This window comes from Longimicrobium terrae (assembly GCF_014202995.1).
GTDB lineage: Bacteria > Gemmatimonadota > Gemmatimonadetes > Longimicrobiales > Longimicrobiaceae > Longimicrobium > Longimicrobium terrae.
The window spans coordinates 564907-588388 of sequence record NZ_JACHIA010000003.1; the positions used below are offsets into that span (position 1 = coordinate 564907).

Below are 23482 nucleotides of genomic sequence, written 5' to 3' on the forward strand. Positions count from 1 at the left end.
CCGCGGGCTCTGGCGGGCCGGAACGAAAAGAACCCTCTCCCCGGCCGCCGGGGAGAGGGTTCTTCGCTTCCGCCGCGTGGATCAGCAGATGTAGAATTCCGATGGCGCGCAGTCCACGGATTCGCACGGCACGTTGGTGTCGCACGGGCGAAAGAACGTGCAGCCGATGGACGGGCAGTGGTCGTTGTCCGATTCCACGGGGCAGATGACGGCCGTGCCCTCGCAGCCGACGGTGGTCTTGCCTTCCGCGTGGCCGTTCACCGTTCCCAGGCGCGCGCCGGCGTTGGCAGCGGTCTCAAACGACTGCACTTCGAGCTCCGCCAGTTCCAGCTTCATCTTGTTCATGAGGATGTTCCTTTTCCGTGGTTCCGGACCGCGGTGATGGCGGTCCATGCGGCGGGCGCGCGGATCGCGCCGGCCGTGCAACTCTTCATCGTCGCCGCGCGAGCACTGGCGCGGGTGCAGCGGGCAGAAAAAGAACCCATCGTCCGGCGTGCCGGGCGAGGGGTTCTTTGCAGATGCCGATCAGCAGACGAAGACGTCCGAGCAGCCGCGGCCGGTGGGGCAGGCATCCACCTCGGAGGTGCAGCCGTTGTACGTCTTGCAGGCCGCGTCGTAGGTGACGCAGTTCTGCGTCTCGCAGTTTTCCAGGAACGTACAGCCGCGCGCCGACGGACACGCGTCGATCTCCGAGGTACAGCCGTTGTACGTCTTGGCGATGGCGTGGCCATCCACCGTGCCGCGGGCGGCGGCGCCGGCACCGGCGGTCTCGAACGACTGCACGGCCAGCGTGTCGAGGTTCAGCTTCATCTTGCTCATGGGATGATTCCTTGCGAGCGGTTCCTTGTTGGATCGCGCCGGCGTACGGGCCGCCGTGCGATCGAGTTCCGTAATATAAAGTCAGATAAGGAGATTGTCACCGGGCAACGCTGTGCACTTTCCACAAGACTGCCGGCCGCCGCAGGCTTCGCGAACGGCGTTCACGCGGAGGACGCGGGGGTGGCGGAGGAACGCGGGGGAACTGACGGGAAGGACGAATCGCGGGAGGACCTGGTCGCGCTCGCGGAACGGATCCGCGGGCGAGCGGGATGCGGATCGATGAGAGCCCCTCGCCAGCGGGCGAGGGGCTCTCACCGAGCGATCAGCAGGTCTCGGTCACGGCGCACACGTTGGTGGGGCAGTTCGTGTCGAACGACTCGCAGCCCAGGCCGGTGCAGCGGTCGATCGACTCGCACTGGTACGTACAGCCCAGCGACGACGGGCAGGCATCGATCTCCGAGCCGCAGCCGAGGGTGCACGCCGGAGTCTTGGCGTGGCCGTCCACCGTGCCCTGGTACCCATCCACCTTGGCGGTCGCGAACGACTGCACATCCAGCGAGTCGAGTTCCAGCTTCATCTTGTTCATGGCGTGCTTTCTTGAGAGCGGTTCAGATCGAGACGCGACGGCATCAGTACCGCCACGGTCGTGCTTCTCCGGTGCTGCGGGCCGGACGCGACGAACCCCTCTCCGGGCGGGAAAGGGGTTCGTTCAGATCCGCGGATGCTCAGCCGATCTCGCAGCGCACGGTGGTCACGCACTGGTCCAGGGTGTTGCAGACCCGGAACGAGCTGCAGAACTCCACCGTGTCGCACTGGTACGTACAGCCCAGCGACGACGGGCAGGCGTCGATCTCCGAGCCGCAGCCGTTGGTCTTGGGCGGCGCGGCGTGGCCGTCCACCGTACCCTCGTACGCGTCCACCTCCGCCGCGGTCGCAAACGTCTGCACGGTCAGCGCGTCGAGTTCAAGCTTCATCTTGCTCATGACTTGCTCCCATCGAACGGTTGATGATCCAGCGCAACGGACACCCGAGCCGCGGCGCCGAGAGTGCGATCAATATAGCGGCGGATAAGGATTCATCCAGCCGTCTCATTGCGCCGTTTCCTGAGATGGAAAGCAGAAAGGCCGACCGCCCCCGTGGAGCGGCCAGCCTCGCCGTGCGTGAACCGCCGTCCGTCAGCGGATGGCGGGTGCTTCCCCGCTGGCCGAAAAGGCGCCGTCGCGCAGGAATCCGACGATCAGCGCATGGACGTCGCGGCGGTTCATGATGAAGCTGTGCGCGGAACGAACGGTGATGTGGTCGCGCGCGCCGTCCAGGTGCGTTTCGGCCACGCGCACCTTGCCGTCCAGCGTGCCGGCGATAATCCCCACGTCCACGCTGTCGGGGAGCGCCAGCGTGCGCGCGGTGCTGGCGGGATCGGTGCGCAGCTCGTGGATCATCGGCAGCAGCCAGCCCACCAGCGAGGCGTAGCGGTCCGCCTTGGCCGAGCCCTGGTTGGGCGGCGCGAGCATCACGATGCGCCCCACCGGCCCCGGCGTCTCGTGCGCCAGCAGGCACCGCACGATGATGTTGCCCAGGCTGTGCCCCACGAAGTGGATGGCCGCCGCGTCGCCGCGCTGCGCCGCCACCTCGCGCGCCAGCCGCGCGGAGAGGTCGCGCACGCTCCCCGTCGACCGCCAGTAGCCCCAGTTGACCACGCGGTAGCCGTCGCGCTCCAGCCGGCGGCGCAGCAGCAGCATGGAAACGGGCGTGCGCCCCATGCCGTGCACCAGAAACACCGTCTCGCGCCGGTCGCCCGGCACCGGGGGCGCGGGCCGCGCGGGAAGAGCCATCACCACGCCCGCGCCGGCCAGCGCCGCCACGGCCACCGCCGCGCCCACCCTGCCGGACCGCGGCGCGGAAATCCGTCCATCAACCATCACCGTCTCCGTGCCTGGTGTGGATGCAAGCCCGTCCGCCCTCGCGGGCGCGGATGCGAGGATCGCACACAGCACCGCCGCGAGCGCCCTCAATCCCAATCCGTTTCGCTTTCCAGATTCGCGTAGCGCACCACCACCGTCTTGCGCCCCACGGAGTCGAACTCGATCGCGGCCTTGACGTCGTTGCCGTAGCCGGTGAGCTCCTTGACCGTCCCCGAGCCAAAGGTGGGATGGCGGACGCGGGCGCCCTTTCGCAGCGAGGGCGCGTCCTGCGAGTCCGCGTAGTCCACCTGGTACCCGGAATCGTCCCCGTCGTCCTTCTTCTTTCCCCCGCCCCACGCTGAGTCGCCGCCAAAAAGCCGTTCGCGGCGGGAAGTGTACGAGCCTCCCTGCTTCCACGGCTGCGACCACGAGGAGGAACGCTCCAGTATGCGCGGCGTCTTGCGCGTCTCCGTCAGGTCCTCGGGGACGGACTCCAGGAACGGGGAGGGCGCGCTGTCCATGTACTGCGCCCCGCGCCGCCGCCGCTTGGCGTGCACCAGGTACAGCTTGCGCTCCGCCCGCGTCACGCCGACGTAGAACAGCCGCCGCTCCTCTTCCAGGTCCTCCGGCTCGTCGTACGCGCGGATGAGCGGAAACAGGCCGTCCTCCATCCCGCTGATGAAGACGAAGGGAAACTCCAGCCCCTTGGCGTTGTGCAGCGTCATCATCGACACCGCGTCGGCCGTGGGATCGTGCTGGTCCACGTCCGCCACCAGCGCCACGTGGCCCAGGAAAAGGTCGAGCGGGCGCGGCGACGTCTCCCCCGCATCCTCCAGCTCCATCATCAGCTCGGGATCTTCGTCCACCAGGCGGCGCTGGATCTCCGCCGCGCCGGCGATCAGTTCGTCCAGGTTGGCCAGGCGGTCCTTGCCTTCCGGGCCTTCCGCCTTGAGCGCCTCCACCAGCCCGGACTCGAGCACCAGTTCGCGCAGCAGCTGATCCAGCTCCACCCCTTCCAGCGAGGCGAGCGCTGCGTACTTTCCGATCAGCGCGGACAGTTCCGGAAGCGCCTTGGCCGCCACGCCGCGGATGCCATCCACCGAACCCGCCTCCGCCGCAGCCGCCAGGAGGGGGATGCGACGCGCCGCCGCGTGCTCCGCCAGCCGCGTGACGGATGCGTCGCCGATGCCGCGGCGGGGAACGTTGACGATGCGCAGAAACGCCTCATCCGCGGACGCGTTGCTCACCAGCCGCAGGTAGGCGAGCGCGTCCTTGACCTCGCGCCGCTCGTAGAACCGCGTGCCGCCGATGACGCGATACGGCATGCCCTCGCGCCGCAGCCCTTCTTCCATCGCCCGGGACTGCGCGTTGGTGCGGTACAGGATGACGAAGTGGCGCAGCGACAGGCGTGCGTCATCCGCCATCCGCGCCTGGATCTCCTCCGCCACCCAGCGAGCCTCGTCCGATTCATCCGCCGCCTCCACCAGAGTGATCCGCTCGCCGGCCGCCGCGTCGGTGCGCAGCGTCTTGCCCTTGCGGTTCACGTTGTGGCTGATGACGCGGTTGGCCGCGTCCAGGATGTTGGCGGACGACCGGTAGTTCTGCTCCAGCCGCACGATCCGCGAATCCGGAAAGTCCTTTTCAAAGTCCAGGATGTTGCGGATGTCGGCGCCGCGCCATCCGTAGATGCTCTGGTCGTCGTCGCCCACCACGAACAGGTTGCGGGCTTCCGCCGCCATCAGCTGCAGAAAGACGTACTGCGCGCGGTTGGTGTCCTGGTACTCGTCCACGAGCAGGAAGCGGAAGCGGTCCTGGTACCGCCGCAGCACGTGCGGATGGGTGCGCAGCAGTTCCACCGGCTTCACGAGCAGGTCGTCGAAGTCGAAGGCGTTGGCGTCCTTGAGCGCCTGCTGGTAGCGCGGATACACATCCGCCACCACGCGTTCAAAGGCGTCATTCGCGCCCTCGGCATACTCCTGCGGGCCGGTGAGCTCGTTCTTGGCGGCGGAGATGGCGGAGTGGATGGCGCGCGGCGGCCACTTCTTGAGGTCCAGCTTGAGCTGGTCGCGGATGATGCGCTTGATGAGCGCGTCCTGGTCGTCCGCGTCGTACACCGTGAACGACGGGCTCCACCCCAGCTTGGGCGCATCGCGGCGAAGAATGCGCACGCCGACGGAGTGGAACGTGCCGATCCACATTCCCGCGAGTTCGCGCCCCAGCATGGAGCGGACGCGCTCGCGCATTTCACCCGCGGCCTTGTTGGTGAAGGTGAGGGCCAGGATCCCGGCGGGATCCACCCCCATCTCGTCCACCAGCCAGGTGATGCGCGAGGTGAGCACGCGGGTCTTTCCGGACCCGGCGCCCGCCAGCACGAGCAGCGGCCCCTCGAAGTGGGAGGCCGCCTCGTTCTGCTCCGGGTTCAGGTGCGACAGGTCGAACGCCATCTATGCAGTGCTTTCTGGATTGCGATTGTCACGCGGAACGACGGGAGGCAAACTGCCGCACGGAGCTGGGGAGAACGGCAGGTGTGCTCCGGATGGTCTGGCGCGGCCGCGGGCAGCCCTCACCCCCCGGCCCCCTCTCCCGCAAGCGGGAGAGGGGGAGACCTCAGCGCGAGGGCGGCGTTCGGCACACACCCGCGGCGACCGTCCGGCGGTTGAAACCGCGCCTCGAAACACACAAAGTCCGCCTTCGCGGACTGGACGCCGGCCACGATGCAGTTGAAGCCCCGAACGGGGCGCGAATCGCCCCGTGTCGGGGGTTCCCGCTGTTGGAGCGGCGGATTCATTCGCTCAACGAAATCCGCTCAGCGCGACGAACTACCCGTGTCGCGCCGGACTCGCCGCCCGCCAACAACCCTCCCCCAGTCTTTTTTGGGGGAGGGTGGGCCGGTGGTGCCGGCCCGGGTGGGGGCCGCCGTAAAGCCAGCACTCACGCACTCACGCACTCCGCACTCACGCACCCCTACGCACTTCCCCCGTACAACCCGACCCCGCGCCCGCGCAGCCGCCCCGCATCCGCCGGCTCCGGCACCGCGGGAAGCTGCATCACGAAGCGCGCCCCCTTTTCCGACGGCTCCAGCCGCAGCTTGCCCGCGTGCACGTCCTCCACGATGCGGCGGGCGAGCGAAAGGCCCACGCCCCACCCGCCCTTCTTGGTGGATACGCCCGGCTCGAACAGCGTGGTGCGCACCGTCGCCGACACGCCCGGCCCGTCGTCCGTCACCCGGATCTCCACCCGCCGCTCGCCCAGCGCCTCCGCCTCGATGCAGATGCGGCCGCCCGCCCCGGCCAGCGCGTCCAGCGCGTTCTTGACCAGGTTCTCCAGCGCCCACTCCAGCAGAATGGCGTTCCCCTGCACCGCCGGCATCCCCTCGGGAATGTCCACCTCCAGCGACACGCCGCGCCCCAGCTGCGGCAGGCGCACGCGCACGTAGCGCTCCAGCAGCCGCAGCAGCGTGCGCACGTCCACCGACTCCGTCTGCACCGGGCGGCCGATCCACTCGAAGCGGCGGGCCACCTTTTCCAGCCGGTCCAGGTCCGCCTCCATCTCCCCCGCCACCGCCGGCAGCGTGGCCATCCCCTCGCGGTCCTCCTCCGGCAGGCGCAGGATCTCCACCCATCCCGCCAGCGACGAAAGCGGCGTGGCCATCTGGTGCGCCGACTCGCGCGCCATGGCCGCCCAGATGCGCTCGCGTTCCGTGCGCACGTTGTGGCGGATGACGGACGCCAGGGTGGCCAGCAGCGCCACCAGGGCGCCCACCTGCAGCAGGGGCACCCAGCGCAGGCGCTCCACCGAGGGCGGATCGCCGAAATAGATGGTTCCCAGCCCCTGCTCCGTCAACGGCGGGTTCTGCCGCGCCAGCCGGTCGCTGTACTTCATCACCCGGATCATGTCCGCGGTGTCGCCCTGCGCCGCCTCGAACGGCAGGTTCACCCAGAACGCGGGAACCCCGTCCTGGTCGGCGTACACGATGGGAATGCGCAGCCGCTGGATTTCGCCGGACAGCCCCAGCAGCGTGGCCAGCGGCTCCATGTCGGGGTCGCTGAGCCCGCTGTACACCCGCACCACGATGCGCGAGTGCACCTCGGCGTCCTTGCGCAGCTCGCGCACGAGCGCCTGGCTGTACAACAGGTACCAGACCAGGATGGCCGCGGCCAGAACGGCCAGGGCGGTGGGCCAGTGGCGGCGGTTCATCCGCGCGGGCGGGGCGGCCCGCGTCGCGGGAGAGCGGGGGCTCGCATGAGGGTTGGCGGCACGGGCGGGTGCGCCGGCGCCGGACGGCCGCCGGCGCGCGGCGCGCTCAGGAGCGGACCAGCCGGTCCGTTCCCAGGTACGGCTGCAGGGCCTGGGGGATCAGCACCGACCCATCCTCCTGCTGGCCGTTCTCCAGCAGGGCAATGACCGTGCGGGGAAGCGCCACGCCCGACGCGTTCAGCGTGTGCACGAACTCCGGCCGCGCCCCCGCCTCGGGGCGGTAGCGGATGCCGGCGCGCCGCGCCTGAAAGTCGCCCATGTTGCTGGCGCTGCTCACCTCCAGCCACTTCTCCACCCCGGGCGCCCACACCTCCAGGTCGTACGTCTTGGTGCTGCCGAAGCCCGTGTCGCCCGCGGCCAGCAGCAGCACGCGGTACGGAAGCTCCAGCAGCTGCAGCACCTTTTCCGCATGCGCGGTGATCTCTTCCAGCGCCGCGGGGGAGTTCTGCGGCTCCTCGAAGCGCACCAGCTCCACCTTGTCGAACTGGTGCAGCCGCAGCAGCCCGCGCGTGTCCTTGCCCGCCGAACCCGCCTCGCGGCGAAAGCAGGGGGAGTACGCGGTGAACTTCACCGGCAGCGCGCCCGGCTCCAGCAGCTGCTCGCGCAGCAGGTTCACCAGCGGCACTTCGCTGGTGGGAACCAGAAAGAGCCCGTCCGCCTCGATCTCGTACGCGTCGCCGTCTTCCACGAACTTGGGGTACTGCCCCGTCCCCTGCATGGCGTCGCGCGTCACCAGAAACGGCGGCTCCACCTCGGTGTAGCCGTGCGTGCCGGTGTGCAGGTCCAGAAAGAAGTTGATGAGGGCGCGCTGCAGCCGGGCGCCCATCCCGCGGTACGCGGGAAAGCCGCTTCCCGCCACGCGCGCGCCGCCGGCCAGGTCCATCAGCCCCAGCTCCGCGCCGATGTCCCAGTGCGGGCGGGGAGTGAAGGAGAACTCGCGCCGCTCGCCCCAGGTGCGGACCAGAGCGTTGGACTCCTCGCCGCCGGCGGGCACCGAGGCGTCGGTGACGTTGGGCATGCGCAGAAGAACGTGCTCGATCTCCGCCTCCAGATCGCGCAGGCGGGCGTCGATCTCGCGGATGCGGTCGCCCACCGTCCGCGTTTCGGCGATCAGGTCGTCGGCCGGCTCGCCGCGCCGCTTGCGAAGGCCCACTTCCTGGCTGACGGCGTTGCGGCGGGCCTTGAGCTCGTCGCCTTCGCCGATCAGGGCGCGGCGCTCGGCGTCGCGCGCCAGCACCGTGTCGACGGCCTGGTCGGTTTCATCACGCTTGCCCCGCGCGGCCAGGCGGCCGCGCAGGGCGTCGGGGTCCTGCCGCAGCAGGCGGACGTCGATCATCAGTCGGTCAGGCGCTCGTCGTCGCAGCGGTCGTTCAGCACCAGCGCCAGCTTGGCGGTGGCCTGGGCGGTGTTCAGCTCCAGCACCTTGGCCTTGGCGTATCCGCCGCAGGACGAGAAGCCGTTGCTGTACTGCGAACGCAGCATGTACGCCGCGTTGGTGGTGAGCGTCACCGGCGTGAGCAGGTAGCGCGAACGGGCGCGGCTGCCGCGCTCGATGTTCTCAAACGCCTGGGTGGTGGGAAGGATTCCGGAGCCCACGCCGCCCTCGTCAGGCTGGCGAGAACGCAGCTGAAGCTCGCCCCCGGGGCCCTGGCGCAGGGCAAAGTCCCAGCGCTGCGCGTCGCCCGCGGTTTCCGGGCGGCTTTCGATGGGCTCGATGGCGTTGGGACGCGAGATGCTGATGGCCGACGGCAGCCCCGACGGCCCGCTGGGCGCGCCGATGGTGACCGTGTCGGTGGTCAGAATGACCTCGTCGAACAGGGAATTTTCATCGCAGGCCGTCATGGAGGCCGCGAGGGGAAAGATCAACAGGACGAAGGGGGCAAAGCGCACCGCGGTTCCCTCCACATGGCCGTACGCTCCGGGCGCGGTGCGCAGGGCGTACAGGTGAAAAAAAGAGCGCCGCCACACGGGCGGTCGCAACGGAAAGCATACGCGGCGCCGGGAGCACCCGTCAAGGTGCGCCGGGCCGGTTCAGGGTTGACTTGGACGGTCGGGGCCGGGTACGTTGCTGGCCGTCCCGGCCCGGTTTTCACCCGCGGAAAGGCACCGATGCCCTCTCTTGACCACGCGCTCGCCGCGCTGGCCGCGCACCCCGGCGTACGCCACGTTCTGGTGCTCGGGCGCGACGGCCTGCTGATCGCGCACCACGGCGACCCCTCGCTGGACGCCGAAACCGTGTCGGCCATGATCCCCGGCCTGGCCTCGGCCGCCGGGGCGCTGGGCCAGGCCAGCGGCGCCGGCGAGGCCGAAACCATCGCCGTGCGCCTGGGCAGCGGCGTGGCGCTGGCGAGCGTGCTTTCGGATGAGGTGCTGATGGCCGTGCTGCTGGACGCGGGCGTGGGGTTTGCCCCGCTTCTGCGCGACCTGGCCGCCCGGCGCGACGAACTGGCCGCGCTGGTGTGACGCGTACAACCCCGGCCGCGCCCGCGCGGTTCCCCCGTCCCCTGTGGGTGTGATGAACGCAGACCCCGCCGCCGACGCCCCTCGCCGCGTCCTGGTGGCCGACGACGAGCCGCACATCGGCCGCATCATCCAGATGAAGCTGGAGCAGGGTCCCTACGAGGTCACCCTGGTTTCCGACGGCCGGGCCGCGCTCGCCGAACTGAACGGCACCGAGCCCATCGACATCGTTCTGCTGGACATCATGATGCCGTACGCCACCGGGCTGGAGGTGCTGGCCGAGGCGCGCCGCCTTCCGCACCGGCGCGAAACGCCCATCATCATCCTGACCGCCAAGGGGCAGGACGCCGACCGGCGCCAGGCCATGGAGCTGGGCGCCACCGACTTCTTCACCAAGCCGTTCAGCCCCAAGAAGCTGCTGGCGCGGGTGGACGAGCTGTTCGGCGGGCCTCCGTCGGAGGGCGGCGACGCATGAGCACCGCCAATCCGCACCTGTGGACGGTGATTCTGGCCGGCGGCGTGGGCTCGCGATTCTGGCCGGTGAGCACGCCGGCGCGCCCCAAGCAGCTGCTTCCCCTGGCGTCGGAGCAGCCGCTGATCCGCGACACGGTGGACCGCATCGTTCCGCTCGTCCCCGCCGACCGGCTGCGCATCCTGACGGGCGGGCAACTTTCCGGCGCGCTCCTCTCCGTCCTTCCGGAACTGGGCGGCGAGCACCTGCTGCTGGAGCCGCGCGCGGCGGGAACGGGGCCGGTGCTGGCCTGGGCCGCGGCGGAGCTGGAGCGGCTGGATCCGGACGCGGTGATGGTGTCTCTGCACGCGGACCACGTCATCCATCCCCCGGAAGCGTTCCGCGCGCTGATCGCCCGCGCGGCGGAGCTGGCCGTGGGGCACCGCCGCCTGTTCACCATCGGCGCGCCGCCGACGCGCGCGGAAACCGGCTACGGCTACATCCGCCTGGGCGCCCCGCTGGACGGGCTCGCGGGGGACGACCATCCGGAGCCGGGGAACGCCGTCGCCGAGTTCGTGGAGAAGCCGGACCGGGAGACGGCGGAGGAGTACCTGGCGTCCGGCCGCTTTCTGTGGAACACGGGGCTGTTCGTGTGGCGCTGCGCCGACATGCTGGACCAGCTGCAGGCGCACGCGCCGGAGTTCCGCGAGCTGGTGCCCATGCTGCGCCGGGGCGAGTCGGAGGAGTTCTTCCGCCTTGCCCCCACCATCAGCATCGACGAGGCGCTGCTGGAGCGGTCGGACCGCAGCGGCGTGGTGCGCGCCACCTTTGCGTGGGACGACGTGGGTGCCTGGGACGCGGTGAGCCGCACGCGCCCCGCGGACGAGCGCGGCAACGTGCTGCTGGGCGACGCGCACGCGGTGGAGTGCGACAACACCGTGCTGTACGCCGACGAGGGGCCCGTGGTGGGCTTCGGGGTGGAGAACCTGGTGGTCGTGCGTACGGGCGGGGTAACCTTCGTGGCACACCGCGACCGCTCGCCGGACCTGAAGCGCATGCTGCAGCAGCTGCCGGACCACCTGCGCGACCTGCGCTGACCCCCGCCGCGGGACTTCCTCCCCGGCGGGGGGATGAAGATGGACGTGTCGCGGGCGGCACGCGGGGTGCACTCCGCGAGACCGCCCGCTTTCGTTCACGGCCGTCAACCCGCTCCATCGCCGACCGACCTCGCATGTCCGACCTTTCGCTGATTCTGTTTGACGACGCGCACAGCCGCGCGTGGCACCCGTTCGCGCTCACCCGACCCGGCGGCGAGCTGCGCTTCGGCGCGTTTACCGGGCGCAGGCGGGCGGAGCGCCTGTTCGGGGCGCGGTGCGTGGCGCACCTGGGGCCCGCGCACCTGGCCGGCTTTGAGGAGGCGGACGCGCCCCCCGTCATTCCCTACGCCGACGCGCCGGCGGACGGGGACCGGCTGTTTCTGTCCGCGCGCGCCGTTCCCGCGTGGGGCAGCGGTGACCTGTGGCGCGCCCGGCGGGGCGGCGCGGGCGCGGTGGTCGTCGACGGCGAGGTGGCGGGGTGGTTCGCTCCCGCGGGGACGCCGGCGCCAGACGCGGCGTTCTTCGACTCGCCCTCCACGCTGCTGGACCGCACCGGCGCGGTGGAGCTGCAGGGGCGGATGATCGGGGCCATGTGGGAGCTGATGTCCGGCAGCGGCGCGCAGACCACGGCGGACGTGGCCGGCCTGTTCGGCGCGGAGCAGTCGGCGGAGGACCGGCCGCAGCTTCCCGAGGGCGCCTTCCGCTTCGGCGACCATCCGCTGGTGCTGGGCGAGCGCGTGCGGATCGAACCCGGCGTGGTCTTCGACCTCACCAAGGGTCCCGTGTGGCTGGATGACGGGGTGCAGGTGCGGGCGTTCACGCGGCTGGCGGGCCCGGCGTACGTGGGCCGGGGGAGCATGGTGCTGGGCGGCGCGCTGGAAGAGGCCAGCATCGGCGAGGGGTGCCGCATCCGTGGCGAGTTCGCCGAGAGCGTGTGCCTGAACTGGGTGAACAAGGCGCACGACGGCCATATCGGCCACGCCTACCTTGGCGCCTGGGTGAACCTGGGGGCGGAGACCACCAACAGCGACCTCAAGAACAACTACGGCACGGTGCGGCTGTGGACCCCCTCCGGCGAGCAGGACACGGGGGAGATCAAGGTGGGCTGCTTTCTGGGCGACCACGTGAAGACGGGGATCGGCCTGCTGCTGAACACCGGGACGGTGGTGGGCGCGGGGAGCAACCTGTACGGCGCGGAGATGCCGCCCAAGTACGTCCCCCCGTTCAGCTGGGGAACCGGGGATGACCTCACGGCGTACCGGGTGGACAAGTTTCTGGACGTGGCCAAGCGGGCCATGGCGCGCCGCGGCGTGGAGCTTTCCGACGGCGCGGCCGGGCAGCTGGCCCGGGCATGGGAGGCCGCCCGCGGCCCCGGCGGGGAGTGACGGCCATCCGCCGATCCCGCGCCTGAGCAACAGGTTAGACGCCCTCCCGCGATTCTGTTAGATTGTCGCCGGAGGGCGTCCGCCGTTTCCGGCGCGACGTTCACCATCGCACTCACGCACCCCGCACTTCCGCACTTCCGCACTTTCGTCCTTTGCAAGTCACCCTGCTGGGCAGCGGCAGCCGCGGCAACGCGGTGCTGATCGAATCGGGCGAAACGCGGCTCCTGGTGGACGCCGGGTTCAGCGGGCGCGACCTGGAGCGCCGGTTGGCGGAGGTGCAGGTGGACCCCGCCTCGCTCACGGCGCTGCTGGTGACGCACGACCACGGCGACCACACGCGGGGGATGGGCGTGGCCGCGCGCCGGTGGAATCTGCCGCTGTACCTGACGGAACTGACGCGCAACGTATGCGGATCGCTGCTGGACGGCAGCGAGGACGTGCGCCCGTACAGCAGCGCCGAGCCGGTGCGGATCGGCGGATTGATCGTGACGCCGTTCCTTACCGTTCACGACGCGATCGATCCCGTGGCGGTGACGGTGACAGAGGCCGCGACGAGCGAGAAGCTGGGGATCGCCACGGACCTGGGGCGCGCCACGGCGGGCGTGCGGCACGCGCTGCAGGGGTGCGACGTGCTGGTGCTGGAAAGCAACCACGACGAGATCCTGCTGCGCGAAAGTCCGTATCCGTGGTCGGTCAAGGCGCGCATCGGCGGCAGCCACGGCCACCTGAGCAACCGCGCCGCCGCGGAACTCGTGGGCGAGTTGTACCACGACAACCTGTGCGCGGTCGTCCTGGCGCACCTGAGCGAGCAGGCGAACGATCCGCATCTGGCCAGGGACGTCGTGGGGATGGCGCTGGAGCGGCGGCGGTACGAGGGGACGCTGGAGGTGGCGCGGCAGGAGAGCCCGCTGGCGCCCATCGACGTGTCCCGCATGCGCCGCCAGCGCCTCCCCGCGCAGACCTCGCTGTTCTGAGGCGCCCTGACGGGACGGCATCTCCCTTGAGCGGCTGAAGCCGCCGCTCAAACAGCGCCAAGCCCCGACACGCGGCCGCTGTCGCGTCCACGTTCGGGGCTTCATCAGGCGCTGAGCCGGACCTGAGAGATTGGAGTCGGTTGTGAAGCCCCGAGCGGCGCCTGTGGGCGCCGCGTCGGGGCTTTGCGCCTTTGGAGCGGCGGCTTCAGCCGCTCTCGCGACGGCAGACGGCGCCTCCCCGCGCAGACCTCGCTGTTCTGACGCGCCCGGCCGATCTCTTGGATCGTTTCCACAACCTCCGCCCAAGCGGAGGTTTTTCTTTTCATTTCGCGAGACTTGCGCCCGCCATCCACACCGTGCAGTTTCCCCTATCTGTCCAACTGTGACCAGAGGAGATGCCGATGCGGAACCGTTCGTCAGTGGCGCAAGCGCGAGATCATCAGGACGATCAGGCACGACAGACGCGTCGCGAGAAGTTGTACGCCAGCTACGACGAGGCGGCGCAAGATCCCGTCTTCATGTCCGAGTTGCGCGCCATTGCCGAGGAATTCGACATCACAGTCGGAGACGGGCTGGAAGCGGAAGAGCCGTACCCGATGGGAAGTTCCGCGTGATCGCCATCGCCCTGCTCGCGATCATATCAACTGCCCTCACGCGGAGGCCGCGGGGGTTCGCGGAGGTCGCGGGGAGGAACTGCGGGGAAAACAGAGATGGATAGAAAACAACGAAGGGGGCTGGAGAATCGAATCTCCACACCCCCTCCGTTGTTCTTTCTCTGCGTCTCTGCGGCTCTGCGTGAGGCTTTTCTGTTGCCGTTCCCGCGACCTCTGCGCCCCCCGCGGCCTCCGCGTGATGGCTGTTACCACGGTGGCGGGAACGGAAAGGGCGGCTCTCCGCACCGGAGAGCCGCCCTTTCCACATCATCCAACCGGAGCCGATCAGGCCGCCTTGTCTTCTTCTTCGCGGCGCTTGCAGTCCAGGCAGTAGCGCGCGTGCGGCAGCGCTTCCAGCCGCATGAAGGGGATCTCGTTCTTGCATCCGTGGCAGATGCCGAAGCCCTCGGGATCGGTGTACAGCCGGCGCAGCGCCTCCTCCAGCCGGTACAGGTAGCGGCCTTCCTTGCTGGCGAACAGGAACGACTTTTCGCGCTCCATGGCGTCGGTGCCCTGGTCGGCCATGTGGAACGAATAGCTGCTCAGATCCGCGTCGGCGGCGTCGCGGCTCTGCGCCGTATTCTGCTGAAACCGTCCGATCGAACGCTGGATTTTCTCGCGTTCGCGAAGAAGAAGACGCTCGATGGCGTCGCGTTGGGTCCGGTCCATCTCGGGGTCTCGCTTGTGGCTGGATATGTGTCGGGCGGGGTGCCCCGAAGCGCACGCCCGCCGGGCCTCGGCGCGCATCGAACGTTCGATCCAACGCACCCGCTGCGCGCGGGACAGCCCGCAAATGTACCACCCCGGAGGCCATTCCTTCAAGGCCGCCGGGGTGATTTCATCAAAGTAGACGCGATCAGCGGTTCAGCAGGCGCCCCAGGTAGCGGACCACATCGTTGCCGTTGGCCCACAGCATCAGCCCCACCACGATGATCAGACCCACGTGCGAAAGCCGGATGCGCGCCTCGATGCTGAGCGGCCGGCCGCGCACGGCCTCCACCAGCAGAAACATCAGGTGCCCGCCATCCAGAATGGGAATGGGCAGCAGGTTCAGCACGGCCAGGTTGACGGACAGAAAGGCCAGAAAGAACAGAAAGCTGGCCGGCCCCTGCGCCGCGCTCTGCCCCGACGCCTCGCCGATCGACAGCAGCCCGCCCAGGTTGCGCGGCGAGAGAGCGCCGGTGACCAGGTCGCGCAGCGTATCCAGCAGAATGGTGATCATCCGCCAGGTGCCCTCGAACCCGGCCGCCACCGCGTCGCCAAAGCTAAGCCGCCGGTAGTCGATGGTCGGCTTCTCCAGCGCGCCGATCTTGCCGACCGTGCGCTCCGCCCCGTTCACCGTCTCTTTTTCCGTCGCGGGCGTGAGCGTCACCGTGCGCCGCTGCCCCGCGCGCTCCAGTTCCAGCGCGAGCGGCTTGCCCGGGCTGCCGCGAAAGATCTCCACCGCCTCGTGCCAGGCGCGGATGGGCCGCCCGCCGATGGAGATGATGCTGTCGTCCCCCTGAATGCCCGCCTTGGCCGCGGGCATGTCGGGCTGCACGGCGCCGAACACGGGCTTGCTCAGAAAGCGCAGCGCCGCGCGGATGCTGTCGCGCGAGGCTCCCTTTTCCGGCAGGTTCAGCGTCACCGGCTGCGCGCCCCGCAGTCCGATCTGCACCGGGCCGGCGGGGGCCTCGCTCAGCAGTTCCTGCATGCGGTCCCAGCTGTCCACCTGCTGCGAGCCCACGGAGGTCACGGCCGCGCCGGTGGGGATGGCGGCCACCTGCGCCGCGCTTCCGCCCAGCGTGGTCATGGGCGCCAGCTGCGTGGTGGCCACGTACTGCTCGCCCTGCGCAAAGGCCAGGATCAGGTTGGCCAGCAGCGCAAACAGCAGGTTCATGATGACGCCGGCGCTGATCACCCAGGCGCGCGCCCACAGCGGCTTGGCGTCAAAGGTCCGCGAGGGATCGACTTCCTCGATCTTTTCGCCGCCTTCCAGCGCGGCGGCGGCTTCGTCGTCCTCCATCCCCGCCATCTTCACGTAGCCGCCAAGCGGAATGGCGGAGATGACGAACTCCGTCTCCCCCCACTGGAAGCCGGCCACGCGCGGCCCCAGCCCCAGGGAAAAGCGGGGCGCGGCGATGTCCACCGACTTCGCGGCAAAGAAGTGCCCGAACTCGTGGATCAGGATCAGCAGGGACAGCGCGACCAGGGTCGCCAGAATCGTCAGCACGGGGCAAGCCGGGTCAGAAAGTCGGTCGTGGCGCGCCGGGCCCAGGCATCGGCCTCCAGCACGTCGTCCAGGGTGCGGACGGGCCCGCCGGCCCACCGCTGCAGTGCATCGTCCACCGCCTCGCCGATGCCGCGGAACGGGGCGCGGCCGGCCAGAAACTCGGCAACGGCCACCTCGTTGGCGGCGTTGAACACGGCCGGCGCGGTTCCGCCCTCCGCCCCCGCGCCCACGCCCAGGGCGAAAAGCGGAAAGCACTCGCCGCGAACGGCCTCAAAGGTCAGCGTCCCCGCGGCCACGGGGTCAAAGCGGCGCGTCTGGTACGGCAGCCGGTGCGGGTGCGTGAGCGCGTACAGAACGGGGATTTCCATCGTCGGAAAGCCCATCTGCGCCAGCACCGAACCGTCCGCCATCTCCACCATCGAGTGGATGATGGACTGCGGATGTACGACGGCCTCGATGCGGTCGTACGGCACGCCGAACAGAAAGTGCGCCTCGATGACCTCCAGCGCCTTGTTGGCCAGCGTGGCGCTGTCGATGGTCACCTTGGCGCCCATGTCCCACGTGGGGTGCCGCAGCGCGTCCGCGGGGGTCACCGCGGCGATGCGCTCGGGCGTCCAGGTGCGGAACGGGCCGCCCGACGCGGTGAGGACGAGCCGCCGAATGTCCGCCGCGCGGCTTCCGGCCAGGCATTGCAGGATGGCGCTGTGCTCGCTGTCCACCGGCACCAGCTCTCCCCCGCCCCGCTGCGCGGCCTCCAGCACCAGCGGCCCGCCGCAGACGAGCGACTCCTTGTTGGCCAGCGCCACCCGCTTTCCGGCGCGCAGCGCGGCGAGCGTGGGCTCCAGCCCGGCGGCGCCCACCAGCGCGTTGATGACGATGTCCGCGTCCGGGTGCGTGGCCGCCTCCAGCAGCGCCTGCCGCCCGCTGCGCCACTCCGCCGCGCCCGGGGGCACGTCGCCGGGGACGGGCGCGTCGGCGAGCACGGCGAGGGAGGGCTGCATCTCCGCCACCAGTTCGCGCAGGGCGCCCGCGTTGCGGTGCGCCGTCAGCGCGACGGCGCGAAAGCTTTCCGGGTGCTGCGCCAGCACCGCCCGCGCGCTCGCGCCGATGGAGCCGGTGGCCCCCAGTATGGCGACGCCCTTCATCCACCCACCACGAAGCGGAAGAACGCGTACCCCAGCGGCAGGGTGAAGAGGAGCGAATCGAAGCGGTCCAGCGCGCCGCCGTGGCCGGGGAGCAGCGTTCCCGAATCCTTTACCCCCACGTCGCGCTTGAGCAGCGACTCCGCCAGATCGCCCACCTGCGCGAAGACGGACACCAGGAGGCCGAACACGGCGCCCTGCAGGATTGTGGGATGGTACGCGGGAAAGCGGCCCAGAAGCACGGCGTACCCCGCTCCGGCCAGCAGGCTCCCGGCGACCGCGGAAAGCGCGCCCTCCACCGTCTTTCCGGGGCTTACGCGCGGGATGAGCTTGTGCTTTCCCATCGCCCGGCCGCCAAAGTAGGCGGCGGTGTCGCTCACCCAGGTAAGGAGAATGGGGGCGAACAGGATGGCGGTGCCGTGGAGCGGATCGTCCACGCCGGGAAGGTGGCGCAGAAAGAGGCCGAAGGCGAGCAGCCCCGCGTACCCCGCGCCAAAGACGGTGATGGCGAGCGAGAGAAACGGCTCACCCTCCACGCCGCGCGTCCAGATGGCGGCGGTGGCCACCGTCATCGTCAGCACGACGAGGACGGCGGCAGGGACGGGGTTGGCGAGGCCCATCCGCGGGTCGATGGCCGCGCCCAGGATCATCCCCGCCGCGCCCATCATCCCCAGAAGCTCCAGGGGGCGCGGCGCCTTGCGGGCCGCCATGCGAAACAGTTCGCGCGCGGTGAGCGCGGCGATGGCGGCCAGCAGGGCGGCGAGCACCCATTCGCCGAAATAGGCCGCGGCGATCACCACGGGGATTCCGGCCAGGGCAACGCCCACCCGGGTCAGCGTTTCCGATGCGGCCACGCGGTCTTTCAGGTAGCGAGCACGCGGCCGAACCGCCGCTCGCGTCTCTGGTATTCCAGCAGCGCCTGGTAGAACTGTTCGCGCCCGAAGTCCGGCCACAGGACGGGAGTCACGTACAGCTCGGTGTAGGCCAGCTGCCAGAGCATGAAGTTGCTGATCCGCATTTCGCCGGACGTGCGGATGAGCAGGTCCGGATCGGGATCGTCGGGGGTGTACGTCTGCTGCGCGAACAGCGCTTCGTCGATCTCGCCCGGGAGCAGCGTTCCGGCGGCCACGCGCTCCGCCAGCCGGCGTGCGGCCAGGACGATCTCCTGCCGCGCGCCGTAGCTGATGGCCAGGTTCAGGCGCATCTTGGGCCCGCCGCGCGTGTGGTCGATGATGGACTGCAGGGCGCCCCGCGTGCGCGGCCCCAGGCGGTCCATCTCGCCGATGCAGCGCACCTCGACCCCTTTTTCCTTGAGGTCGCGGCGCTCGCGGCGCACGTACAGCTCCAGCAGCCCCATGAGCGCGGAAACTTCCGTGGGCGGCCGGCCCCAGTTTTCCGCGGAGAAGGCGTACAGCGTCAGCACCTCCACGCCGGCCTCGATGGCGGCCTCCACGGAGGCGCGTACGGCGCGCATCCCCGCGCGATGACCGAACTCGCGGGGTTTTCCACGTTCGCGCGCCCAGCGCCCGTTGCCGTCCATGATGACGGCCACGTGGCGCGGAACGGCTCCGTTCAGGCGGACTTCGTGAAGCAGCGGATCGTGCGACATGGCCCAAAGATGGACCCGAGCGCGGGGTTTGTCAAAGCAAGTGGTCGGCCCGGCAGAGGGACGGGGGAAAGTGCGTGAGTGCGGGGTGAAGAAGTGCGTGAGTGCGGGGTGCGTGAGTGCGTTGCAGGCGGGTGCGCGGGGGCGAATGTGCACCGGGGGAGACGGGCTCCGGGGCGGCCCCCACCCGGGCCGGCACCACCGGCCCACCCTCCCCCAAAAAAGACTGGGGGAGGGTTGGGGCGCGGCGGAAAACCTCGCGCGGATCCCGGAATCCGCGGCGCGCCGAGGTGTCCTGAGCGGATAAATCCGCCGCTCAAACGACGCAAAGCCCCGACACGGCGCTATTCGCGCGCCGTTCGGGGCTTCAACTGCCTTGGGGATCGCGCGGACGACGATTGCACAGTCCGCGCAGGCGGACTTCGTGTGTTTCGAGGCGCGGTTTCAACCGCCGGACGGGATCCCGCCGCCCGCGCCGTGGCTTCCCCCGCGCCAATCTGGGGTGTGCTCCCTCTCCCACATCCGTTCGTGGGAGAGGGTCGTCGTGCGCAGCACGCGGGGTGAGGGCGTCACTCCCGGACGCGCACCATCCTTCGCCCACGCGCCGGGGTCTCCCCTCTCCGTGCGCAGTTTGCACGGGGAGGGGCCGGGGGCATAGGCGTCAACTTTATTTTGCAAAGTTTATTCGCGACGGCTAATTCGACCAGATTTCGCCAGCTTTGCGCCACCGTGAATGTAAAAATACGGGGCTAAGAGGGCTCGATATGGCTTAAGTTCGCGCCTATGGGGGCCGGGGGAGGGGCCTCCCGGCCCGCCGCACTCGCCGAACCCGTCCTCCACACCGACCCGTCGTTCGCCCCGCGAACCTCCTACGCCGCGTACTCCATCTGCTCCAGCGACGCACCCTCGGACGCGGAGCAGACGTACACGCGCGCCTCCAGGTCCGTGGCGCGCTGGTAGTCCGCCGCAACGGAGGCCGCGAACGCCTCCGCGCCCTCGGTCTGCACCAGCGCCACCGCGCATCCGCCAAAGCCCGCGCCCGTCATCCGCGCGCCGTAGCAGGCACCCTGCGCCTGCGCCAGTTCCACGATCACGTCCAGCTCGCGACGCGACACCTCGAAGTCGTCGCGCAGGCTGGCGTGGCTGGCGTTCATCAGGTCGCCCACGCGCGCGGCGTCGTTGCGCTCCAGCGCCTCGGCGGCCTCCAGCGTGCGCTCGATCTCCGTCACCACGTGGCGGGCGCGCTTGCGGATCAGCGGCGGCAGCGACTCCGCCCGCGCCTCGAACTTCGCCCGCGTCACGTCGCGCAGCGCGGGCACGCCCAGCGCGGCGGCGGCCTCCTCGCAGTGGCGGCGGCGGTCGTTGTAGGCGCTGTCCACCAGGCCGCGCCGCGTGGCCGTATCCAGGATCACCACCGAGGTGCCCGCCGGCACGGGAACGGAGCGCGTTTCCAGCGAGCGGCAGTCGATGAGCAGCGCGTGGCCGGCCTCGCCAGCGGCGCTGATCATCTGGTCCATGATCCCGCAGTACACGCCGATCCACTCGTTTTCCGCCCGCTGCGCCATCAAAGCCATCTCCCGCGGCTCCCAGTGCAGCCCGCTGAGGGCGGCAAATGCGCGCGCGGAGGCCAGCTCAAAGGCCGCGCTGGAAGACAGGCCGGCGCCGATGGGCACGTCGCCCGCCGTCACCCCGTCCCACCCCTTGAGGTTGCGGTCGCGCTTCTGCAGCGCCCACGCCACCGCCTGCACGTAGTCCATCCACTCCATTCCGGAGCTGGCCAGGTGCATGAGGTCAAACTCGCGCTCTTCGTCAAAGTCCAGCGAATGAATGCGGACCTTGTAGTCTTCGCGCGGGCGCAGGGCGATCCACACGGCCCGGTCGATGGCCATGGGCAGCACGAAGCCGTCGTTGTAGTCGGTGTGCTCGCCGATCAGGTTCACGCGGCCGGGGGCGCGGGCCACAAAAGCCGGCGCGCCGCCGTAGCGCTCCTCGAAGGCCCGCACCACCGCGGACCGCAACCCGTTGTCGCTCGTCATGGAAGCCGAAATCAAAGGTCAGGAGGCGTGGGGAGCGCGGTCGCCGTAGCCGCGCGGATGCGACTGGTGCCACGCCCAGGCGCTTTCCACGATGGTGCGCAGGTCGTCGTACCTGGGCGACCAGCCCAGCTCGCCGCGAATGCGTTCGCTGGAGGCCACCAGCACGGCCGGATCACCGGGGCGCCGGGGGCCGACCGTGGCGGGAATGGCGTGGCCGGTGACGGCGCGGCAGGTCTCGATGACCTCGCGCACGCTGAAGCCGGTGCCGCTTCCCAGGTTGTAGGTGCGGCTGCCGCCGTCCAGCGCGTGCAGCGCGCGGATGTGCGCGTCCGCCAGGTCCGCCACGTGGACGTAGTCGCGGATGCAGGTGCCGTCCGGCGTGTCGTAGTCGTCCCCGAAGATCGTCACATGCTCGCGCTGGCCCAGGGCGACCTGCAGGACCAGGGGGATGAGGTGCGTTTCCGGATCGTGGTCTTCGCCCAGGTCGGGGCTGAGCGCGCCGCACGCGTTGAAGTAGCGCAGCGCGGCGTAGCGCATTCCGAAGCGGTCGTCCATCCAGTGAAGGATACGCTCCAGGATGAACTTGGACTCGCCGTACGGGCTGCCCGGCGAAATCGTCGTTTCTTCGTCGATCAGGTCGCGGTCCGGCTGGCCGAACAGGTTGGCGGTGGAGGACAGGATGAAGCGCCGCACCCCGTGGTCCACCGCGCTTTCCAGCAGGTTCAGGCCGCAGCGCACGTTGTTCCCCAGGTGGCGGAAGGGGAACTCCATCGACTCGCCCACCAGCGTGTGCGAGGCGAAGTGCAGAATGCCCTCCGGCCGGTGCTCCGAGAGCGCCGCGTCGATGGCGCCGCGCTCCGACAGGTCGCCTTCGATGAGGACGGCGTCCGGGTGGACGGCGGCGCGGTGGCCCTGCGTGAGGTTGTCGAAGACCACCACTTCGTCGCCGCCCGCCACCAACTGGTGGACCACGGCGCTTCCGATGTATCCGGCGCCGCCGGTGACCAGAACCTTCATCGCACACCTCCGCTTTCCGCCACGTCACGCAGGCGCGCGGCGCTGGATTCCGGCGTCACGTCGCGCTGGGGCTCGCCCATCATCTCGTATCCGACCATGAATTTCTTGACCGTCGCGCTGCGCAGAAGGGGTGGATAAAAGTGCATGTGCAGGTGCCACTCCGGGTGCGGTTCGCCGTCCGTGGGCGCCTGGTGGATGCCGGCGGAGTACGGAAACGAGACACCGAACAGCGCGTCGTACCGCCCCGTCAGCCGCTTGAGCACGTCCGCCAGCCCGTCGCGCTCCTCGGACGAAAGCGCCGTCAGGTCGCGCGCGGGACGCCGGCTGATGACGATGGTCTCGAACGGCCACACGGCCCAGAACGGAACCAGCGCGACGAAGTGGTCGTTCTCGACCACGATCCGCTCGGCGAGATCCAGCTCGAGAGCGAGGTAGTCCGCCAGCAGCGTGCGTCCATGCGCGGCAAAGTGCTCGGCCTGGCGTTCGCCCTCGCGCGCGGCGGCCATGGGCACGGAGCGCTGCGCCCAGATCTGGCCGTGCGGATGGGGATTGCTGCACCCCATCATTTCCCCCTTGTTCTCAAAGATCTGCACGTGGCCGATCTCCGGCAGGGCGCCCAGCCGCGCGTATTCGTCCGCCCACAGATCCACCACGCCGCGGATGGCGGGCACTGCCATCTGCGGCAGCGACAGATCGTGCCGCGGGCTGAAGCAGATGACGCGGCAGATGCCCGGCTCCGTGCGCGCCCGCAGCAGCCCGCCGATTTCCGTCTGCGCGTCGCCCGTGTCCGGCCGGAGCGCGGCGAAGTCGTTGTCGAAGACGAAGGTGCCGGCGTAATCCGGGTTGTGCTCGCCGCCCGCGCGCTCGTTGCCGGGGCACAGGTAGCAGGTGGGATCGTGCGCGGGGCGCGTGTCGGCGGGGATCGCCTCGGTCTGGCCCTGCCACGGGCGCTTGGCGCGGTGCGGGGATACGAGCACCCACTCGCCGGTGAGCAGGTTCAGCCGGCGGTGCGGGTTGTCGCCCAGCGCGTCCAGCCCGGTGGATGCGTCAGCCATGCGCCGAACTCCGCCGTACGTCTGTGATCATCACGATCGCGTCCCTTCCCGTCATCGCCTGCACGATCATCTGCTTCCCGCTCCAAAGTGGGTCGAATGTGATCAGGATCGCGCGTCTGACTTTTGATCCATGGACTGCTGGGGCGACTGAAGTCGCGGCAACAACTGCGCGAAGTCCGCCTGCGCGGACTGTGGCCGCAGGTTCGGTTCGTTCCGACGGGACCACGCGCGTTCCACCTCGTCGCGGTCCGCGCATCGCGATGATTCTGGCGCCTCGGCCATCCAGAAGCCGGCGAGCTCACCATTGCGCGGGCGGCGAAATCCGCATCCAGGAGCGATTGAAATCGCCGCTGGAAAGGCACGAAGTCCGCCTGCGCGGACTGCCGCCGAAATCTCCATGCGTGCGGCCCGCTTCGG

General features: G+C 69.9%; 23 protein-coding genes. 6 read left to right on the plus strand and 17 right to left on the minus strand.

What is annotated here, in order from left to right; all coding sequences use genetic code 11:
- Positions 1-81: 81 nt before the first annotated feature.
- The 9 genes from HNQ61_RS08580 to HNQ61_RS08620 form a co-directional block, all read right to left on the minus strand.
- Positions 82-345 (minus strand): hypothetical protein, encoded by a 264-nt coding sequence (locus HNQ61_RS08580; protein ID WP_170039914.1) that lies wholly within the window; start codon positions 343-345, stop codon positions 82-84.
- 180 nt (positions 346-525) lie between these two features.
- Positions 526-819 (minus strand): hypothetical protein, encoded by a 294-nt coding sequence (locus HNQ61_RS08585; protein WP_170039916.1) that lies wholly within the window; start codon positions 817-819, stop codon positions 526-528.
- A 322-nt stretch (positions 820-1141) separates the two neighbouring features.
- On the minus strand, positions 1142-1405 hold the full coding sequence (locus HNQ61_RS08590) for a hypothetical protein (RefSeq protein ID WP_170039918.1): 264 nt from the start codon (positions 1403-1405) through the stop codon (positions 1142-1144).
- Between the two features lie 139 nt (positions 1406-1544).
- Positions 1545-1802, minus strand: coding sequence for a hypothetical protein (locus HNQ61_RS08595; RefSeq protein WP_170039920.1), 258 nt, complete (start codon positions 1800-1802; stop codon positions 1545-1547).
- Between the two features lie 192 nt (positions 1803-1994).
- Positions 1995-2738, minus strand: coding sequence for an alpha/beta fold hydrolase (locus HNQ61_RS08600; protein ID WP_170039922.1), 744 nt, complete (start codon positions 2736-2738; stop codon positions 1995-1997).
- 89 nt (positions 2739-2827) lie between these two features.
- On the minus strand, positions 2828-5164 hold the full coding sequence (locus HNQ61_RS08605; protein ID WP_170039924.1) for an ATP-dependent helicase: 2337 nt from the start codon (positions 5162-5164) through the stop codon (positions 2828-2830).
- 520 nt (positions 5165-5684) lie between these two features.
- Complete coding sequence (locus HNQ61_RS08610) at positions 5685-6917, minus strand: sensor histidine kinase (protein WP_170039926.1); 1233 nt, start codon at positions 6915-6917, stop codon at positions 5685-5687.
- Positions 6918-7023: 106 nt separating this feature from the next.
- Positions 7024-8313 carry a serine--tRNA ligase gene (gene serS / locus HNQ61_RS08615; RefSeq protein WP_170039928.1) on the minus strand — a complete coding sequence of 430 codons (1290 nt, stop codon included), beginning with the start codon at positions 8311-8313 and terminating at the stop codon, positions 7024-7026.
- A complete protein-coding gene (locus tag HNQ61_RS08620) occupies positions 8313-8945 on the minus strand; it encodes a hypothetical protein (RefSeq protein WP_170039930.1) in 633 nt (210 codons plus the stop codon). Before HNQ61_RS08620 ends, serS begins: the two co-directional genes overlap by 1 nt.
- A gap of 141 nt (positions 8946-9086) precedes the next feature.
- On the opposite strand from HNQ61_RS08620, the gene HNQ61_RS08625 reads away from it, so the two are divergent.
- From HNQ61_RS08625 to HNQ61_RS08650, 6 genes are all read left to right on the plus strand, one after another.
- Positions 9087-9440, plus strand: coding sequence for a roadblock/LC7 domain-containing protein (locus tag HNQ61_RS08625; protein ID WP_170039931.1), 354 nt, complete (start codon positions 9087-9089; stop codon positions 9438-9440).
- Between the two features lie 52 nt (positions 9441-9492).
- Positions 9493-9912 (plus strand): response regulator transcription factor, encoded by a 420-nt coding sequence (locus HNQ61_RS08630; RefSeq protein ID WP_170039932.1) that lies wholly within the window; start codon positions 9493-9495, stop codon positions 9910-9912.
- Entirely contained in the window at positions 9909-10985 is a 1077-nt protein-coding gene (locus HNQ61_RS08635; RefSeq protein WP_170039933.1) for a mannose-1-phosphate guanylyltransferase, read from the plus strand. The genes HNQ61_RS08630 and HNQ61_RS08635 overlap by 4 nt, the downstream gene beginning before the upstream one ends.
- Positions 10986-11119: 134 nt before the next feature.
- On the plus strand, positions 11120-12370 hold the full coding sequence (locus HNQ61_RS08640; RefSeq protein ID WP_170039934.1) for a putative sugar nucleotidyl transferase: 1251 nt from the start codon (positions 11120-11122) through the stop codon (positions 12368-12370).
- A gap of 152 nt (positions 12371-12522) precedes the next feature.
- Entirely contained in the window at positions 12523-13344 is an 822-nt protein-coding gene (locus HNQ61_RS08645; protein WP_170039935.1) for an MBL fold metallo-hydrolase, read from the plus strand.
- A 401-nt stretch (positions 13345-13745) separates the two neighbouring features.
- Positions 13746-13958 (plus strand): hypothetical protein, encoded by a 213-nt coding sequence (locus tag HNQ61_RS08650; protein ID WP_170039936.1) that lies wholly within the window; start codon positions 13746-13748, stop codon positions 13956-13958.
- A gap of 324 nt (positions 13959-14282) precedes the next feature.
- Here the strand turns inward: HNQ61_RS08650 and HNQ61_RS08655 are convergent, their stop codons facing one another.
- The 8 genes from HNQ61_RS08655 to HNQ61_RS08690 form a co-directional block, all read right to left on the minus strand.
- Positions 14283-14666, minus strand: coding sequence for a TraR/DksA family transcriptional regulator (locus HNQ61_RS08655; RefSeq protein ID WP_170039937.1), 384 nt, complete (start codon positions 14664-14666; stop codon positions 14283-14285).
- Between the two features lie 187 nt (positions 14667-14853).
- Positions 14854-16209 (minus strand): RIP metalloprotease RseP, encoded by a 1356-nt coding sequence (gene rseP / locus HNQ61_RS08660; protein ID WP_170039938.1) that lies wholly within the window; start codon positions 16207-16209, stop codon positions 14854-14856.
- On the minus strand, positions 16203-17354 hold the full coding sequence (dxr, locus tag HNQ61_RS08665; RefSeq protein WP_170039939.1) for a 1-deoxy-D-xylulose-5-phosphate reductoisomerase: 1152 nt from the start codon (positions 17352-17354) through the stop codon (positions 16203-16205). The genes rseP and dxr overlap by 7 nt, the downstream gene beginning before the upstream one ends.
- On the minus strand, positions 17351-18205 hold the full coding sequence (locus HNQ61_RS08670) for a phosphatidate cytidylyltransferase (RefSeq protein ID WP_170039941.1): 855 nt from the start codon (positions 18203-18205) through the stop codon (positions 17351-17353). Before HNQ61_RS08670 ends, dxr begins: the two co-directional genes overlap by 4 nt.
- Positions 18206-18213: 8 nt before the next feature.
- Positions 18214-18960 carry a polyprenyl diphosphate synthase gene (gene uppS, locus HNQ61_RS08675; RefSeq protein WP_170039942.1) on the minus strand — a complete coding sequence of 249 codons (747 nt, stop codon included), beginning with the start codon at positions 18958-18960 and terminating at the stop codon, positions 18214-18216.
- An 866-nt stretch (positions 18961-19826) separates the two neighbouring features.
- Positions 19827-20993, minus strand: a complete 1167-nt coding sequence (gene galK, locus HNQ61_RS08680; RefSeq protein ID WP_170039944.1) for a galactokinase — start codon at positions 20991-20993, stop codon at positions 19827-19829.
- A gap of 18 nt (positions 20994-21011) precedes the next feature.
- Entirely contained in the window at positions 21012-22010 is a 999-nt protein-coding gene (galE, locus tag HNQ61_RS08685) for a UDP-glucose 4-epimerase GalE (protein ID WP_170039946.1), read from the minus strand.
- Complete coding sequence (locus tag HNQ61_RS08690; protein WP_170039948.1) at positions 22007-23065, minus strand: UDP-glucose--hexose-1-phosphate uridylyltransferase; 1059 nt, start codon at positions 23063-23065, stop codon at positions 22007-22009. Before HNQ61_RS08690 ends, galE begins: the two co-directional genes overlap by 4 nt.
- Positions 23066-23482: the final 417 nt, after the last annotated feature.